The 17,317-nt window shown below is 74.6% G+C and carries 13 protein-coding genes; 4 read left to right on the top strand and 9 right to left on the bottom strand.

The features are described from left to right. Positions 1–47: 47 nt before the first annotated feature. Together QOZ89_RS11885 and QOZ89_RS11880 are read right to left on the bottom strand one after the other, a co-directional pair. Positions 48–884 carry a hypothetical protein gene (locus QOZ89_RS11885; protein ID WP_083418085.1) on the bottom strand — a complete coding sequence of 279 codons (837 nt, stop codon included), beginning with the start codon at positions 882–884 and terminating at the stop codon, positions 48–50. A 242-nt stretch (positions 885–1,126) separates the two neighbouring features. After that, complete coding sequence (locus QOZ89_RS11880) at positions 1,127–1,375, bottom strand: hypothetical protein (RefSeq protein WP_071046646.1); 249 nt, start codon at positions 1,373–1,375, stop codon at positions 1,127–1,129. Between the two features lie 172 nt (positions 1,376–1,547). Here QOZ89_RS11880 and QOZ89_RS11875 point away from each other — a divergent pair, with 172 nt between their 5' ends. Further along, positions 1,548–4,130 (top strand): histidine kinase, encoded by a 2,583-nt coding sequence (locus QOZ89_RS11875; protein ID WP_131803729.1) that lies wholly within the window; start codon positions 1,548–1,550, stop codon positions 4,128–4,130. Beyond that, positions 4,121–4,831, top strand: a complete 711-nt coding sequence (locus tag QOZ89_RS11870) for a LuxR C-terminal-related transcriptional regulator (protein WP_312623763.1) — start codon at positions 4,121–4,123, stop codon at positions 4,829–4,831. The genes QOZ89_RS11875 and QOZ89_RS11870 overlap by 10 nt, the downstream gene beginning before the upstream one ends. A 176-nt stretch (positions 4,832–5,007) precedes the next feature. Here the strand turns inward: QOZ89_RS11870 and QOZ89_RS11865 are convergent, their stop codons facing one another. The 5 genes from QOZ89_RS11865 to QOZ89_RS11845 form a co-directional block, all read right to left on the bottom strand. Further along, positions 5,008–5,313: a nucleoside triphosphate pyrophosphohydrolase family protein gene (locus tag QOZ89_RS11865; RefSeq protein ID WP_198543050.1), complete on the bottom strand. Its 306-nt coding sequence runs from the start codon at positions 5,311–5,313 to the stop codon at positions 5,008–5,010. Between the two features lie 107 nt (positions 5,314–5,420). Next, positions 5,421–7,073, bottom strand: coding sequence for an acetyl-CoA acetyltransferase (locus tag QOZ89_RS11860; protein WP_312623762.1), 1,653 nt, complete (start codon positions 7,071–7,073; stop codon positions 5,421–5,423). 36 nt (positions 7,074–7,109) lie between these two features. After that, the gene (locus tag QOZ89_RS11855) at positions 7,110–8,792 is read right to left on the bottom strand and encodes an acyl-CoA synthetase (protein WP_312623761.1); all 1,683 of its coding nucleotides are present in this window, start codon (positions 8,790–8,792) and stop codon (positions 7,110–7,112) included. Between the two features lie 147 nt (positions 8,793–8,939). Continuing rightward, positions 8,940–9,752, bottom strand: coding sequence for a crotonase/enoyl-CoA hydratase family protein (locus QOZ89_RS11850; RefSeq protein WP_071046641.1), 813 nt, complete (start codon positions 9,750–9,752; stop codon positions 8,940–8,942). A gap of 300 nt (positions 9,753–10,052) precedes the next feature. Next, the gene (locus QOZ89_RS11845; RefSeq protein WP_312623760.1) at positions 10,053–11,243 is read right to left on the bottom strand and encodes an acyl-CoA dehydrogenase family protein; all 1,191 of its coding nucleotides are present in this window, start codon (positions 11,241–11,243) and stop codon (positions 10,053–10,055) included. Between the two features lie 211 nt (positions 11,244–11,454). Here QOZ89_RS11845 and QOZ89_RS11840 point away from each other — a divergent pair, with 211 nt between their 5' ends. Next, a complete protein-coding gene (locus QOZ89_RS11840; RefSeq protein WP_071046639.1) occupies positions 11,455–12,654 on the top strand; it encodes an acyl-CoA dehydrogenase family protein in 1,200 nt (399 codons plus the stop codon). 96 nt (positions 12,655–12,750) lie between these two features. Here the strand turns inward: QOZ89_RS11840 and QOZ89_RS11835 are convergent, their stop codons facing one another. Then, positions 12,751–13,458 carry an SDR family NAD(P)-dependent oxidoreductase gene (locus QOZ89_RS11835; RefSeq protein ID WP_071046638.1) on the bottom strand — a complete coding sequence of 236 codons (708 nt, stop codon included), beginning with the start codon at positions 13,456–13,458 and terminating at the stop codon, positions 12,751–12,753. Positions 13,459–13,560: 102 nt separating this feature from the next. Between QOZ89_RS11835 and QOZ89_RS11830 the strand changes: the two genes are divergently transcribed. Beyond that, positions 13,561–14,400, top strand: coding sequence for a helix-turn-helix transcriptional regulator (locus QOZ89_RS11830; RefSeq protein WP_071046637.1), 840 nt, complete (start codon positions 13,561–13,563; stop codon positions 14,398–14,400). A gap of 140 nt (positions 14,401–14,540) precedes the next feature. Here the strand turns inward: QOZ89_RS11830 and shc are convergent, their stop codons facing one another. Next, on the bottom strand, positions 14,541–17,123 hold the full coding sequence (gene shc / locus QOZ89_RS11825; RefSeq protein WP_312623759.1) for a squalene--hopene cyclase: 2,583 nt from the start codon (positions 17,121–17,123) through the stop codon (positions 14,541–14,543). Positions 17,124–17,317 lie beyond the last annotated feature (194 nt).

Here is a 17,317-nt window from a genome sequence, read left to right as displayed (position 1 = left end):
CCCGCGGCGCACCGCCCACCTGGATGCCCAGCCTCGGCCGCGCCGGTTCACGGCCGGGGAACGGACTGGATGCGGATCCACAGGGAGGTCGAGGAGGCAAGCAGGCGGCCGTCGGCGGTGTACAGGGCGGAGGAGGCGCGCAGTTTGCGGCCGTCGGCGGCGTCGGCGCGGGCGACGACGACGTAGGTCTCGCCGGGCGTGACCGTGCCGGTGGCGGAGACGGCCTGCCGGGCCAGCAGGGCGGCCAGGCCGTCGGTGGGCATCGTCGCCTGGTGCGCCCAGAACGACGGGCAGTCCAGCGCCGACCAGAGCAGGTGCCGGCCGACCGTTCCGTCCGCCTCGGCGAGGGAGTGGTCGACGGTCCAGGCCGTGGCGACGAGGCCGGGCGGCCCGCCGGCGACCTGGCCGGGGAGGATCCGCAGGCCGTCGCCGACAGGCCGTCCCGTCCCGCAGCCGAAGCATCCCGGGAAGGGATGCGTCGACGTCGCGAAAAGGGCGGCCGCGGCGCGCTCGGCCTCGTCGAGCTCGATAAACGGCGGCGAGTCGCCGAGATCGGTGGACTCCGCCGCGTGCGCCTCGACGAGGACCGTCCCGCCCCGGACAAGACGCACCCCACCGTCGTCCGCCGGTTCGACCGCCAGCGGCACCTCCAGCGGGGTCGGCGCACGCAGCACCGCCTCTGCCACCCGGCCGGGTGCGGTGTCCGTGCCCGCATCGTCGAGGTACCCGGCGAGGGTTCCGGAGATCCATCCGCCGTTCGCGCTCCCGGGCGGCCCGTTGAACCGAGCCGGCACGACGATCGCGCCGACGGCCCCACCGCCACTGCCGGCGCCGGCCGTCGCCGAGATCTGATCCGCATCGGGGCGGGAAGTCGTCGCGTCCACCCGTCCGACGGTACGGCCCGGCCCATGGACCGCGCCGAGGTGGCAGCCGACGGATCGCGGACGCCGGTTTCTCATCCGCCGGCGGCGGGCGCCAGCCCTGGCCTGGCACGTCGGGCGGTGGCGGGCCAGGCCAGGACTGTTCGTCGACGCTGCGGGGTTGGTGTCGACCTCGGGCCCGAGGCCGGCGGTCGAAGGCCCCGATCAACGTCGCGCGCCGGCGCCTCATCGCAGCGTGCCCAGCGCTAGGCGTTCTGGGTGCGCTGGGCGCGCTTGCGCCAGAGCCGACCGAGGAAGAAGGTCAGCGCGGACAGGGGCGCGAGCACCAGGCTGAGCAGGACACCATCGGTGTAGCTGCCGCCGTGGTCCGGCGCGGTCAGTATGAGGGACGCGGCGGCCACGGCGTACAGCGCGATCTGGATGCCGACCGCGACGCGGATGGCGGCGAACCGACCGAGCAGCAGGCCGCCGAGCAGCGGAAGGATGGCGGTCATGGAAACCTCCTGTGACGAGAGGACCGACGGCGACGCCCGGAAGCGGCCGTCGGGTCCCGGTGGGACCGGGTTGTTGTCGCCGTGAACTGTCCGTCGCCACCCGGGTCGTCGGCGCCCGTGGCCGCGCGGGACTGCCCGCTCCGTGCTGCCACGGAGGCGAAGCCGCGACCCCGTGGGTGACCATGGGCAGGTGACCGAGGAAGGCCCGTCGCCCAGGCGTGCCCATGACCAGGTGCCGGAGCGGGCATCGGCGCGCGCCGCCGTCGCCCCGCTCGGCGCCGGTGGCCCCGTAACCCCCGGCCGCGCGGGGCCGACGGCCTGGTCGTGGCCGTCAAGGTCGCGGCGGGCGGACTCGTCGTCGCGCCTCGACTCGCTTGGGGGAACCGGCTCCTCGTCGGGCCCCGGTTCGTCGTCGCCGGCCGGCTCGCCTCCGGGCCTCGGCTCGACCGTGCTGGCCGGCTCGTCATCGCGCGTCGGCTCGCCTTCGGCCCTCGGCTCGTCCGCCGCCCTCGGCTCGTCGTCGCGAAGAGGCTCGTCCTTGGTCCCCGGCTGGTCGTGGCGGACCTGGGTGTCGTGGCTGCTGGCGGCGGGGTCCGTCGGCGTGACGGCGGTGGCGCTCGTCGTCGCGGTGCGCGACGGCCTGACCTGGGGGCGGTTCGTCAGCGGCGATCCGGGGTTCTCGGTGGTGCTGGCGGTGATGCTGCCGCTGCTGGGCACCGCCATCCTGTACCGGGAACCCGGCAACCGCCTGGCCTGGATCTTCGCGGTGGCCGGGGTCTCCAGGGCGGTCTTCGTCGCGGCCATCGTGTGGGCCGACCACGTCTACGTGACCGGCCCTGGAACGGGAACAGGCGGCCCGGTCGCCTCCTGGCTGACCCTCTGGTCCCGGCTGCCGGCACCCGTGCTCGCACCACTGATCTTGCTGTGGTTCCCGGACGGCCGCCCCCCGCCTGGCCGGAGATGGCGTGCCGCGCAGCTGACGGCCGCCGTCGGAGGCGCGGCGGTCGTCGTCGTCGCGGTGCTGAGCTGGCCGTTCCGCGGGCCGCGGACGCTGCCGGACGCCCCGACCCCGCCCGGCGTGCTGCCGGCCATCGTGGTGGGCGCCCTCGGCGTGGTGATCGTCGCCGCACTGGCCGGGCTCGCGGCGGGGCTCGCAAGCCTCGTCAGCCGGCTGCGCCACGCCGAACCGGTCACGCGTCAGCAGGTGAAGTGGCAGCTGTTCGGCGGCGTCGCCGGTGTCGTCCTGAACCTGGCCGGCGATCTCGTCACCCCCCGCGTCGGCCTCAACCTGGCCGGCACGCTGGCCGTCGTCGCCGCGATGCTCCTCGCGATCGAGCGCTACCAGCTGTGGAGCATCGACCGACTGATCAACCGCACCCTGGTCTACGGCACGTTGACCGTGCTCGCCGCCGCCACCTACGCGGGATGCGCCGCCGGCTTCGGCATGCTGACGGCCGGCCTCGCGCACGGGCGCAGCGTCGCGATCGTCGGCGCCACCCTTGCCGCCGCCGCGTTGGTCAGCCCGGCCCGGCGTACCGTCCAGGCGACGATCGACCGCTGGTTCGACCGGCGCCGGTTCGACGCGGTCGCCCGGGTCCGCGCCTACGCCGACCGGCTGGGGACGGCGCCCGCCGCGCCCGGCGAACTGCGCGGCGTGCTCGCCGCGGCGCTGCGCGACCCCGAGCTGGCCCTGCTGTTCACGCTTGCCGACGGCCGCCTGGTCGACGCGGCCGGCGCGCCCGCCGCCCTGCCCATCGACGCGGCTGGCCCCACTTCCACGGCCGGACCGGATGAGGTGGCGACGGGCGGCGCGCGCAGCGGCATCCGGGCGGTCCGGCGGCTTGGCAGCCGGATCGGTGTTGGCGGGGACGGCTCGGGCCGGGCCGCCGACGACACCGATAGCGGCGGTGGCGGTGGCGGCGAGCTTGGAGTGCTGGTGCACCGGCCGCTGCCGCCGCATGAGTGGGACCTGCTCGACGCGGTGCTCGCGGCGGCGGCGATGCCGCTCGAGTACGCCCGCCTGCAGGCCGAGCTGCGGGTTCAGCTGGCCGCCGTCGAGGCGTCCCGAGGCCGGATCGTGGCGGCGGCCGACGCCGAGCGCCGCAGGATCGAGCGCAACCTGCATGACGGCGCCCAGCAGCGCCTTGTCGCACTGGCGTTGCGGCTGCGTTCCGAGCAGCGCCGCCTCGGCGGCGCGCTCGACCCGGCGACCCTCCCGCTGCTCGACCTGGCCGTCGACGAACTGCGCGCCGCCGTCGACGACCTGCGAACGCTGGCTGCGGGGCTGCTGCCGGCGGCGCTGGCCTCCGAAGGCCTCGGCCCGGCGCTGCGCGAGCTCGTCGACCGCGCGCCCGCGGACGTCCGGCTGCTCGACCTGCCCGCGCACCGGCACGGCCCGTCGACCGAGGCGACGGGCTGGTTCGTCGTCGCGGAAGGCCTCGCCAACGCCGCCAAGCACGCCGCCGGCGCCTGGGTGACCGTCAGCGCCTCCTGCCGGGAGTCGTCGTTGACCGTCACCGTCGTCGACGGCGGCCCGGGCGGCGCCGTGATCGCTTCGGATGCCCCCGGAGCGCTCGCCGCCAGCGCGAGCGCCCCCGTCGCGGCGCACCCCGCTGCCGGCGCGGGCGCAGGCCCCGCCGCTGGCAGCGGGCTGCGTGGACTCGCGGACCGGGTCGAGGCCTGCGGCGGCCAGCTCGTCGTTGCCAGCCCGCTTGGTGGACCGACGGAGCTACGGGCGGAGCTGCCATGCGGATAGCGGACGACGGTGGCGACCTCGGCGGCGATCGGGGCCCGCGGGTGGTGGTCGCGGACGACGCGGTGCTGCTGCGCGAGGGCGTGCTGCGCATCCTTGCCGACGACCAGATCACCGTCACCGGAGTCGTCGGTGAGCCAGACAGCCTGCTTGACCACGTCGCCCGTGAGGCGCCCGACCTGGCCATCGTCGACATCCGCATGCCGCCGACGTTCACCGACGAGGGGCTGCGCGCGGCCCGCGCGATCCGGGCCACGCATCCCGGGACGGCGGTCCTGCTGCTGAGCCAGCACGTGCAGGTCGGTGGCGCGCTCGACCTTTTCAGCGACGGCGCGGGCGGGCTCGGCTATCTGCTCAAGGACCGCGTGATCGAGATCGACGACTTCCTCGCCGCGGTCCGCCGGGTCGCGGCGGGCGGGTCGGTCGTCGACCCGGTCGTGATCCGCGCCCTCGTCCAGCGCCGGTCGCCGGTCGGCACCGTCGCCACCCTCAGCGACCGCGAGCGCGAGGTCCTCAGCCTGATGGCGCAGGGACTGTCCAACACCGCGATCGCGGCCCGGCTCGTCGTCAGCCTGCGCACCGTCGAGACGCACGTCGCGAGCATCTTCACCCGGCTGGGCCTGCTGCCCGCCGCCGACGAGAACCGCCGCGTCCGCGCCGTCATCACCTACCTCAACGCCCCGCCCACGACCGACGTCGGGTAGGGGCAAGGTACGGAGGGGGAGCGCGGCGGCCACCGCGACCTCGGCGACCCTCGGATCTGAGGCGGACCGGAAACCAGCCCATCCCGGTGATCTTGCTGTCAGCCAGCCCGGTGATCAATGATCCTGGTCGGACTGGCCCTCCTGGGTGAGCTTTCCCGGGTGAGACCGGGCGCGAGTCACCCGACCGCGTCAGACTCCGTGACTGCCTGACCGGGGTCGAACAAAGGCGCCTGATCCGTGCGGTCGCGTAGCGCCTCCACCCAGGTGAGGGCGACGGCGGCGACCTGGATCAGCTCGTCGCGCAGGTGGCGGGGGTCGGCGCCCTCCAGCATGGCCCGGGCGACCTCGCCGACCTCCTCGACCAGCACGGGCAGCCGCACCGCGTCCGGCATCGCCGGGTTCAGGATCGACCGCTCCCCGTGCTTGCGGTGCGCCCGTGCCACCTCGGCCTCCACCGCCGCTACCGTAGCGGTACTGATCACGGGATTTTCGCCTGACGTCACGGTGGCCAGTGTCATCGGTCCACCGACCGGACGGGCCGGCGGGGCCCCACGACCGACGGCACCGGCTGTCGGGCCGGCGGGGCGCGTCAGGGCAGCAGGGTGCCGGCGCGGACGGTGACGGGGCGCCCGACCCATTCCTCACGGGTCATCGCGGCGATGACGTCGGGGTCGGCACTGGCCGCGACCGTGCGGATGGCGTGACCGTGGCCAGCGCCGTCACCTCCGGTGCCACCCTCATCTCCGTCGCCTCCTGCTCCGTCCCCCTCGGCGCGGGCTGGAGTGGCGCCGCCGAGGGTCACGACGGCGAGGGCCTGAACCGGGGCGCCCTGCTCGCAGGCGACGGTGAACCCGGCGACCACGCCGGCGCCGGTGCCATCCGGCGGCTCGTCGACGAGGGGGAGCGTCGTCTCGGCGGCGCGGACGTCGACCGAGACGTCCTCGGCGCGGAAACCCGTCGACGGCGGGCTGGCGCTCCACAGCAGGCCGGCCTGCTTGGTGACCATCCCGGAGACGCACGTGACGAGCCCGTGGGCGCCCGGCTCGGCGGCGCGCAGCACCCGCGCCATGGCCGCGGTCGACTGGAGGACGTAGTTGTTCAGCGGGCCACCCGCGAACGTCATGCCGCCCGTGACGGTCAGGTCGGAGCGTCCGGTCAGGCCCAGCTCCCGGACCTGGACGCGGACCGCCGCCGGGAAGCAGCTGTAGAGGTCCAGGTAGTCGGCGTCGGCCGGGGCGACGCCGGCGACGGCGGCCAGGCGTTCGCCCACGGCACGGAAACCGGGCGAGCGGGCGAGGTCGGGGCGGGCGGCCAGCGGCGTCATGACGTTGGACTCGGCGGCGGTCACCGGGAAGACCCACCGGTCCGGCGGCACGCCGAAGCGCCGAGCGGCGGCCGCGGAACAGATCAGCAGCGCCGCCCCCTGGTCCACGCCGGCCCGGGAACAGTGCGACCGCGTGTACGGCCAGGCCATCATCGGGTTGCGCTCCGACGGCGCCAGGCCGGCCGGGGTGACCGGGTCCCGTGCCCAGGCGTCCTCGTTTCCGGCCGCCACCCGGGAGAACCCGGCCCACAGCGCCGCGACCTCGGCGGCATGCGCGGCAAGGCCGAGCCCGCTCGCCGCCCGCAGCGCCGACTCGAGGACCGCGTACTGCCGCACTGGCAGGTGCAGCCCGCGGCGGATCTCCAGCGGCGCCAGAATGTCCGCGTCAGGGGCGATGATCTCGTCCGGACCGCTCCCGGGCCGCCCGCCCGCCCCCGCGTCGCCTTCCGCCCCGCCCGCCTCGCCCGGACCGCGCGTCACTGTGGCCCGTCCTGGTGGTCCGGCTTCGCCGCCCGCGCGACCCGAAGCGGCGTGGGCGCGGGAGGTGGGACGGCCGGGGGTGAGGCGGACTCGCCCCCGGTGGGCCGCCTCGGCGCCGAGGACGAGTACGACGCCTGCCCGGCCGGCGGTGACGTCGAGGCACGCGCGGGTGATGAGGCTCTGCTGCAGGATGCCCAGCTCGGCGACGACCGTGCGGGCCTCGCGGGCGCGGAACCGGTCGGCGACCTGGCGGCCCGGGTCGGGGCAGTCCCAGGTGCCGCGCGCGACGTACACGCGGTCGACGGCGGCGAGCAGGCCCGGTGCCCCGGCGTCCGCGGCGGCCGCCTCGGTGGCGGCGGCCATCAGCTCGACCGCGTCCGGCAGCCGGGCCGCCGCCGCGGCGCCGACCAGGACGGGCGTGGCCGGCGGCACGGTCACACGGGCCTCCGCTGGTACCGGATCCCCGCCACGCCGTCAGTTCTCGGCATTCTCGGTGCCCTGGGCGCTGGCTGTGTCCTCGGCGGCCCTGGCGGCGACCCGCCGGGCCCAGGCGAGGTCGGCCTTGCCGCTGGGGGTGCGCACGACGGTCTGGACGAGGGTCAGCACCCGGGGCACCTTGTAGCCGGCGAGGTGGGAACGGCAGTGTCGCTGCAGGTCGGCGAGGGTGGGCTTGGCGCCGGGCCGGGGCGCGACGACGGCGGCGACGGTCTCGCCCCAGCGTTTGTGAGGCAAGCCGACGACGAGGACGTCGTAGACGCCCGGATGGGTCTTCAGCACGCCCTCGACCTCCTCGGGGAAGATCTTCTCGCCGCCCGAGTTGATGGTGGCCGAGCCGCGGCCGAGCAGGGTGATCGTGCCGTCCTCCTCCAGCCGGGCGAAGTCGCCGGGGACGGAGTAGCGCAGGCCGTCCGGGCCGGTACGGAACACCTGGGCGGTCTTGGCCGGGTCACCGAGGTAGCCGATCGGGATGTTGCCCCTGCGGGCGAGCCGGCCGACCTCGCCGACCCCGAGCGGGGTGAGGTCGTCGTCGACGACGAGCGCGTCGTCGATCGGCCGGATGCGCACGCCGGCGTCACCGCGGACCCGGCTCTTGTCCGCGATGCCGACGCCGTGCGAACCGGCTTCCGACGCGCCGACGCCGTCCGTGACGACGACGCCCAGGCGCTGCATGAACGACTCCTTGAGGACGGGGGAGAACAGTGCGGCGCTCGACGAGAGCGCGTACAGCGACGACAGCTCCGGGCGGCTGCCCGCGCCCTCCAACGCGTCGAGGGTGTCGAGCAGCGGGCGCGCCATCGCGTCGCCGGTGATCATGACCAGGTTGACCCGCTCGGCCTCGACCAGCCGCCAGACCTCGTCAGGCTCGAACGTGTCGACGAGGACGGTGCGCTGGCCCTTGCTCAGGTTGGTCAGCAGGCACCACTGGGTGGCGCCGTGCATCAGCGGCGCGATCGGCAGCGCGGTGGTGACGCCGGCCGCGCCCTTCTCAGTGAGATCCTCCGGCCGGCCGGCCCGTTCGCCCGTCATCAGGTCGATGCCGCCGCCGAGGGCGAAGATGACGTCCTCCTGCCGCCACAGCACGCCCTTCGGCATGCCGGTGGTGCCGCCGGTGTAGAGCAGGTACCGGTCGTCGCCGGAGCGCGTCTCGAAGTCCCGGTCCGGCCGGGACGCCGCCAGTGCCTCCTCATAGGGCGTGGCGCCCAGCGCGTCGGCGCCGTTCTCGCCGGTGCCGGTGCCGGTGCCGGCACCGGGGATCGTGCCGTCCTCGATCACGACGAGGTGGCGCAGGCTCGCGATCTTCGGCGCCACCTCGGCCACCCGGTCGGCGAACTGCCGCTGGAAGACGAGCGCGACCGGCGCGGCGTTGCCGAGCAGGTAGGCCAGCTCCTCGGCTACATACCGGAAGTTGACGTTCACACACACCGCGCGGATCTTGTAGGCCGCGAGCATCGTCTCGACCCACTCGATCACGTTGTAGGCGTAGATCGCGACGTGGTCGCCGGGTCCCACCCCGGCGCCGGATAAGTGATGCGCCATGCGGTTGGCGCGTTCCTCCAGCTGGGTGTAGGTCCGCCGGGCGGGGCCGGCGATGACGGCCTCCCGGTTGGGGTAGCGGTCGACGGCGTGCTCGAACAGGTCGGCGAGGTTGAACTCCATGACGTCTCCCACTGGGCGACTGCGGCCGGCCGGGTCCGGGCCGGCGAGGTGGCTGGCAGACCTCCCAGATCGGCTTCGCCGATCCGGCAGGGACCCCGGGCACAGCGCTGATGCGCCGTTACGAGAGGTCACAGGCCCGCCGGGGGCTCAGCGGCCGCTGAACCGGGGGGTCTGTTTCGCGGCGAACGCGCGTGGGCCGATCTTCGCGTCGTCGCTGAGGTACACCCGCATGCCGAGCTCGGACTCGACGCGGAACGCCTCGTCCTCGGGCAGCGACTCGGTCTCCCGCAGTACGCGCAGCACGGCCTGCACGGCCACCGGCCCGTTCGCGGCGATCGCGCGCGCGATCTCCATGGCCCGCTCCAGGGCCGTCCCGTCCGGGACGACGTGGTTGACCAGGCCGATCTCCTTGGCCTCGGCCGCCCCGAGGTGCCGGCCGGTGAGCAGCAGGTCCGCGGCCACCGCGTAGGGGACCTGGCGGCGCAGCCGGACCGCGGACCCGCCCAGCGGGAACAGGCCCCAGCGGACCTCCGAGACGCCGAACCTCGCCGACTCGCCCGCGACCCGGATGTCGGTCGCCTGCAGGATCTCGGTGCCGCCGGCGATCGCCGGCCCCTCGACGGCCGCGATGAGCGGCTTGGTGAGGACGAACCGCTTCATGATCCATTTCATGACGGACAGGTCCATCGTGAGGCGGGTGCCGTCCCCGTCACCGCGGAACGCCTCGCCGGGCGGGCGAGCGGACATCTGCTTGAGGTCGGCTCCGGAGCTGAACGCGCCGCCGGCGCCGGTGAGCACGGCGACCCGGATCTCCGGGTCCGCGTTGACCTCGTCCCAGGCCTTCTCGAGGATGCCGATCATCTCGGGGGTGATCGCGTTGCGGGCGTGCGGGCGGTTCATCGTGACGACCAGGACATGGCCGTCACGGGTGACAAGCGCGTGCGGCTCGGACTCGGTCACGCGGACTCTCCTCGGACGCGCGAACCGTGTCGGATGGCCCTGCCTATAGGCAGGCTGATCCGACACGGTTCGAAACGGGGTCAGCGATGTGTGTTGGATGGGCCTGTCTATAGACGGGCTGATCTGACACGGTTCGGCGCTGGGGTGGGCGCGGCGGGCGGGTGGCACCCCTGAGCTGGGGTGATGCTCCCTTCCCGGCACCCCGGGCATCCCTGAACGGGGCCTCAGACGCCCGTTCAGCCGTGTCGACACCGCTACCAAAAGTGATCGACGTCGGGGGTGCCGCCGGCGGAGACGACCTCACCGCGGCGGGCGCGGCATGCCGAGGCCCAGCATCGCGATCATGTCGCGCTGGATCTCGTTGGTGCCGCCGCCGAAGGTGAGCATGAGGATCTGTCGGTAAGCGCGCTCGAGCCGGCCGGCGAGCACCGCGCCCGGCGAGCCCGACATGAGGACCGCCTCGTCCTCGAGGCATTCCATCAGCAGGCGGTATGCCTCGACGGCGAACTCGGTGCCGAAGATCTTCGTCGCGCTGGCCTGGGCCGGCCCGAGCTGGGCGCCGTGGTCGACGCCCCAGGCGATCTTCCAGTTGATCAGTTTGAGGAACTCGACCTTGGCGTGGACCGTGCCGAGGTTGCGCCGGACCAGCGGGCGGTCGATGACCCGGCCGCCCTCCGGGGCCTCGGTCGCCTCGCCCCACCGCCGCGTCCACAGCAGCAGCTGCTGGATGCCGGCGGCCGAGCACAGCGCGACCCGTTCGTGGTTGAGCTGGCCGGTGATCAGCTTCCAGCCGCCGTTCACCTCGCCGACCAGAGCCTCGGCCGGCACGTGGACGTCGGTGTAGAAGGTCTGGCTGGTGATGCCGCCGGAGATGGTGGGCACCGGCGTCCACGAGAACCCGGGGGCGTCGGTGGGCACGCAGAACACCGACAGGCCGCGGTGGCGCGGCAGGTCGGGGTCGGTGCGGGCGGCGAGCCACACGTAGTCGGCGACCTGGATGACGGACGTCCACATCTTCTGGCCGTTGATCACCCAGCCGTCGCCGTCGCGCTCGGCGCGGGTGCGAAGGCTCGCGAGGTCGGTGCCGGCGCCCGGCTCCGAGTAGCCGATCGAGAAGTGCAGCTCGCCGGCGAGGATTCTCGGCAGGAAGAAGTCCTTCTGCTCCTGGGTGCCGTACTCCATGATCGCCGGGCCGACGCTGTTCAGCGTCAGCAGCGGGATCGGCACCCCGGCCAGCGTCGCCTCGTCGCCGAAGATCAGCTGTTCCAGCATCGACCGGTTCTGGCCGCCGTACTGGGTCGGCCAGCCGATGCCGAGCCAGCCGTCCTTGCCCATCTGGCGGATGGCCCGGCAGTAGGCGCCGTCCTTGCCTTTCAGGGTCGACTCGCCGCCGGCGAGCTCGGCGCCGAGCTCGGGCGTGACCATGGCGGCGAAGTACTCGCGCAGCTCGCGGCGCAGGTCCTCCTGCGCCGCGGTGTAGGCGACTCGCATCGGCGCTCTCCTGTCGCGGCCGGCCGTCACGGCGTATCCCGTGAGCCCGGCGTACCCGACGAGACCTGATGGGTCATCAGGTCGCGGTTGACCCGATGCTAGCGCGGTACTAGAACAAGTTCTCGTTATTGGTTACTCGCCCGTCCGTGGACCACCGGGTCCTCGGCGGGTGGCCCGCTGACGACCAAGCCTTCTCGCGAGGAGCCACGGCATGGACTTCGCCCAGACCGAGGAACAGCGCGACCTGGCCGCGCTGGCCAGGCAGATCCTCACGGAACGGGTCACCCCCGATCGCCTGACCACGCTGGAGGCGGGCGTCCTCGCCGGCACCGGCGAGCCGCGGTTCGACCGCGAGCTGTGGGCGGAGCTCGCGAAGGCGAACCTGCTCGGCGTCGGCGTGCCGGCCGAGTACGGCGGCCTGGGCTACGGGGTCCTCGAGGAGTGCCTGGTGCTGGAGGAGGCCGGGCGGGTGCTCGCACCGGTGCCGCTGTGGGCCTCGGCGACAGTCGCCGCCGGCGCGGTCGCCGCCTACGGCACCGAGGCCCAGCGGCGTGACTGGCTGCCCGGCCTCGTCGCCGGCGAGAAGATCCTCACGGTCGCGCTCGCCGAGCCGCGGGGCGCGGACGCCGCCGCTCCGGCCACGATCGCGACCAGACTGGCTGGCGCCGGCCCAGGCCCTGACGGCGGCGTCGGCCCCGGCGGCGGTTGGCGGCTGGACGGGATCAAGACGGCCGTGCCGTTCGCGACGGTCGCGGACGCGGTCCTCGTCCCGGCGCGCACCGAGACGGGCGTCGGCCTGTTCCTCGTCGACCCGGCCGCCGCCGGGGCCACCGTCGAGCCGCAGCTCACCACGGCCCGCGAGATCGCCGGCCTGCTACGGCTGGACGGCGTCGTGGTCGGCGACGACGCCCTCCTCGGCGGCCTGGCGGCGCCCGAGGGCAACGCCGCGGCGGTGGCGCTGCGCGACCGGGCGACGCTCGGCCTGTGCGCGCTGCAGCTCGGCGTCACCGAGCGCGCGATGCGCGCGGCCGCCGAATACACGAGCAACCGCCACCAGTTCGGCCGCCCGATCGGCTCGTTCCAGGCGGTCGGGCACCGGCTCGCGGACTGCTACATCGACGTCGAGGCGATCCGCCTGACGATGTGGCAGGCCGCCTGGCAGCTCGCCGAGGGGTGGGACGCCTCGGCGGCGGTCGCCACCGCGAAGTTCTGGGCGGCCGACGGCGGCCACCGGGTCGCGAGCGCCGTCGTCCACGTGCACGGCGGCATGGGCATCGCCGAGGAGTACTTCGTCCACCGCTACTTCCTGCACGCCAAGCAGCTCGAGTTCACCCTCGGTGGCGCCGGCGAGCAGTCCCGCCGCCTCGGCGACCTGATGGCCGCCACCCCCGCCCCCGACCACGTCGTCTGACCGCCAGGAGCCGCGCGAAAAGGATCCACGGGAAAGCGTCCACGGGAACGCCCTGGTGTGCCTCCGGTTGGCGGTGCCCGCCGCCGGGACCCCGTGCTACCAGGGGACCGGGCCGGCGGCGGAGAAGTAGCCGCCGGTGGGGCCGTCGGGGCCGAGCTGGGCCAGGCGGACGATGATCTCGGCACCCTCCTCGACGGTCTGGGTACCCGTGCGGCCGTTGAGGTCGGTGTTCGTGAAGCCCGGGTCGGCCGCGTTGACCCGGATGGCGGGGAACGCCTTCGCGTACTGGACGGTGACCATGTTGAGCGCGGCCTTCGACGCCGGGTACTCGACGCCCGGGTAGTGGTAGGCGGGCACGCCGCGGTCGCTGGCCTGGGCGAGTGAGCCGAGGCCGCTGCTGACGTTGACGATGACCGGCGCGGCCGAGCGGCGCAGCAGCGGCAGGAACGCATGGGTGACGCGGACGACGCCGAAGACGTTCGTCTCGAACAGGTGCCGCATCGCGTCGGCGGTCAGCTCCGCGGGCGGGGGCACGGTGTTGCCGGCGCCGCGGGCCTCGATGCCGGCGTTGTTGACCAGGACGTCCAGCCCGCCGCCCTCCTCGACGGTCTTCGCGGCGGCGGCGACCGACGCGTCATCGGTGACGTCGAGCGGCAGCAGCAGCGCTCCCAGCTCGTCCGCGGCCCGCCTGCCGCGCTCGGCGTCCCTGGAACCGAGGTAGACGATGTGGCCGGCGGCGATCAGCCGGCGGGCGGCCTCGAAGCCGAGGCCCTTGTTCGCTCCCGTGACCAGTGTCGTTGTCATGCGTCCAGGCTGCGTCCGGTCTGCGAACCCTGCCAGGCGTCCCGTCTTCCTGGGAACACCGGTACCAGGTTGCCGCGGGGCGGACCCGCGCACACTGGGGACATGGCGACGGCGGAGTTCGGGCGGGCGGTGCGCCGCTGGCGTGACCGCGTCCCGCCCGACACGGCCGGGCTGCCGGCGGGTGGCCCCCGGCGCGCGCCCGGGCTGCGCCGCGAGGAGCTCGCCCTGCTGGCCGGGATCTCCGTCGACTACGTGACCCGCCTGGAGCAGGGCCGGGCGTCCAACCCGTCGGCGCAGGTTGTCGAGTCCCTCGCCAGGGCGCTGCGCCTCGCGGGTGCCGAACGTGCGCACCTGTTCCGGCTCGCGGGCCTCGCACCGCCCGGCCCGGAGACGGTGCCGGTCCACCTCACCCCCGGCGTCCACCGGCTGCTGGACCGGCTGGCCGGGACGCCGGTCGCGGTCTACGACGCGTCGTGGACGTTGCTGGTCGCCAACCAGCCCTACACGGCTCTGATCGGTGACCCGTCGGGGTGGCGTGGCAACGAGCGCAACGCCGTGTGGCGCCACTTCCACGGCCTGGGCGCGCCCGTACGGCACACGCCAGAGGCGCTGGACGCCTTCCAGCGGGCGATCGTGGCCGACCTGCGGGCCGCGGCGGCCCGCTACCCGGCCGACCAGCGGCTGCGGCGGCTGGTCGCGGACCTGCGGGCGGACAGCCCCCGGTTCGCCCAGCTGTGGGACTCGGGCGCCGTGGGCCACCACGAGTCGGCCCGCAAGACGATCGACCATCCGCGCGCCGGCGCGCTCACGCTGGACTGCGACATCCTCACCGTCGCCGGCGCCGACCTGCGGATCATGATCTACACGGCGGAGCGCGGCTCCGGGGACGCCGACCGCCTCGCCCTCCTCGCCGTCCTCGGCACCCAGACCCCCGTCGGCTAGCGCCGCCCCGGGCACCGGTCAGCCGGGTGAGCCGTGGGGTGTGGCGCGCGAGCACCGGGGGGCCCCGCCCCCCCCCCCCCGGGGGGGGGCCGCGCGCCCGGGGCGGGGGCCCCCACGAACCAGACCCAGGCGACCAGGGCTCAGTGGGCGTCGCCCGCGAGCGCCCGACGGTAGCGGCCGAGGGCCATGACCGGCCAGACCAGCCGGTACAGGTTGTAGTTGATGTAGAAGTAGCCGGCGAAGCCGGTGCCGGTGTAGTAGTCCTCGTCCCAGCTGCCCTCGTCGGTCTGGGTGGCGGCGAGCCACGCGACGCCGCGGGCGGCGGCCTCGCCCTTGGCCCCGTCTCCGACCCGGCCGGCGGCGATCAGGGCGAGCAGCGCCCACGCCGTCTGCGACGCCGTGGAGACGCCCATGCCGGCCGTCGACATGTCGTTGTAGGAGTAGCAGTCCTCGCCCCAGCCACCGTCGGGGTTCTGGCGGGAGACCAGCCAGTCGGCGGCGCGCTGGATCGCCGGGTGGGAGGCGGGCAGGCCCGCGGCGCGCAGGGCCGGGACGACGCCGCCGGTGCCGTAGATGTGGTTGACGCCCCAGCGGCCGTACCAGGAGCCGTCGACCTCCTGGGAGTGCAGCAGCCACTCGACCCCGCGCTTCGTGCGGGGGTCGTCGCCCAGGCCCAGCTCGCCGAGCAGCTCGACGACGTGGGCGGTCACGTCCGCCGACGGCGGGTCGGTGAGCATGCCGAAGTCCGCGAACGGGATCTTGTAGACGAGGTGGCCGGCGTTGTCGACGTCGAACGCGCCCCAGCCGCCGTCGGCGCACTGCATGCCGAACACCCACTGCAGGCCCCGGTAGGTCGCGGCCATGACCTTCTCCGGCCGGGGATGGGCGACTCGCATCAGCGCCAGCATCACCTCGGCGGAGTCGTCGACGTCCGGATAGGTGTCGTTCTCGAACTCGAAGGCCCAGCCGCCGACCGGCACGTCGGGGATGGGAACCGACCAGTCGCCGCGCCGGGCGGTCACCTCCTGGCCGACCAGCCAGTCGGCGGCGCGGACCAGCGCCGGGTCGTTCGTGGCGAGGCCGGCGTCCGCCAGAGCGATCGTCGCCAGGCAGGTGTCCCAGACCGGCGACTGGCAGGACTCCTGCATCCGCGAGCCGTCCGGGCGGGTGACGCTGTACAGGTCGAGGGAGCGCAGCGCCGCGGTGATGACCGGATGGTCCATCGGGTAGCCGAGCACACGCAGCGCGATGATCGAGTAGGCGGTCGGCGGCTGGATCCCGCCGAAGCAGCCGTCGGCCTCCTGACGTACGACGATCCACCGCTCGGCGATGCCGAGGGCGAGTGCGCGCAGCGGCCGGACCGGGTGCCGGTGGTAGATGTGCAGCGCCCGGTCGACCCGGTGGAACATCCAGTCCCACGGGAGGTGCTCGAGCGCGGCGGACTTGAGCCCGCGGGCGGCGCGGGTGCCGGTCCTGCGCAAGAGGCCGCCGGGCAGCGGAACGCCGGGCCCGCCGCCGTCCTTGGCCCGGCCGGCCACGTCCGGCGGCTCCGGTGCGGCGTCCCGGCCGCTTCGGCGCTTCGGCGCGTCGACCGGCGCCGCCGGGGTGGCGAGGCGGGCCGCGGGTGCGCCGCCCGCCGGTGGGTGCGCCGCCAGGGAGCCGTTGCCGTCCACGTCACCGTCGCCGACGTGGAAAAGGCCGTCGATGGTCGTGTCCACCCAGGCACCCGCGGCGCGGCCACGCCGACGGGACTTCGTGGACGGGGCCGGAGCCGGGAAGAGCTCGTCGATCGGGAACGGCGGGGTCCCCGTCGGCCGGCGGGCCATGAGCACGGTGATCGCGACGATCGTCTGCCGGCCCCACGAGGCGAACTTGTAGATCGACAGCGGCACCTTCGCCGGTAGGAGCATCAGTTCCGGCGGTAGTACCGGCAGGTCCTCCCAGCGCCACCAGCCGAACAGCGCCAGCCAGATGCGGGTGAAGATCCGGGCCGCCGGCACGCCGCCGTGGGCGCGCGTCCACGCGGCGGCGGCGCGCATGTGCGGCGCGTCCGGGCTGTCGCCGACGAGGCGCAGCGCGACGTAGGACTCCACCGTCGGCGCGAGGTCGCCCGGCCCGGCGTGGTAGATGGGCCAGGAGCCGTCGGCGTTCTGCCGCGACCGGATGAACCTGGCGGTGAGCTCGGCCTGCTCCTGGTTCCAGAGGCCGAGCCACTTGCGCAGCATCAGGTCCTCGGCGTCGATCGAGGTGTTGCTCTCCAGGTCGCCCTTCCACCAGCCGGCGTCGTCCTGCAACGAGCGCAGCTGCGTCACGGCGCGGTCCAGCATGTCGTCGAGCACGTCGCCGTGGATCTCGGCGCCGGCCGGGGCGACGGTGGGCACGACCAGGGCGGACGCGGCGGGCCGAGCCACGGGCGCGGCCCGGGACGCCGTCGCGGCGGGGGCCGGGACGGCCGCGAGGGTGGGCGCGGCCGTGGTGGGCGCGGCGCTCGCCGGGGTGCCGGCGGGCGGGCGGAGGCGGGCGGGCGCGGTCCGAGCCCGGGGTACGGCCGTGGTGGTGGCCGAGATGGCGCTGGTGGTGGCCGAGACGGTTGCGGTGGCCGCCGAGACGCCGCCGGCGGTCAGGCCGGCGGCGAGGTCGTCGTCCGCCGCGCCGCGCGGCGCGGGGGCGAACGCGGTGGTCGGCGACCCAGCGGCGAGCGTCGCCTCGTTAGTGGTGGTCACGAGAATGCCCTTTCTCCGCGCAGACGCGGCATGGCCAAGGCGACTGGCGACTACGTGACATAACGGGATATAAGGGACGGCAGCGGGCGGGGTTCGGCCGCGCTGGCCGCTACTCGACCGCCGAGCGGGGCGGTCGGGCATGCTGTGAGGCCCCAGGAGGGCGGGGCAGGGCGATGGTGACGGACGCGGCGGCC

This window comes from Pseudofrankia coriaricola, from assembly GCF_032027725.1.
Lineage (GTDB): Bacteria > Actinomycetota > Actinomycetes > Frankiales > Frankiaceae > Pseudofrankia.
The sequence above is the reverse complement of the archived record's forward strand: the minus strand, read 5'-3'. Positions and strand labels throughout refer to the sequence as shown.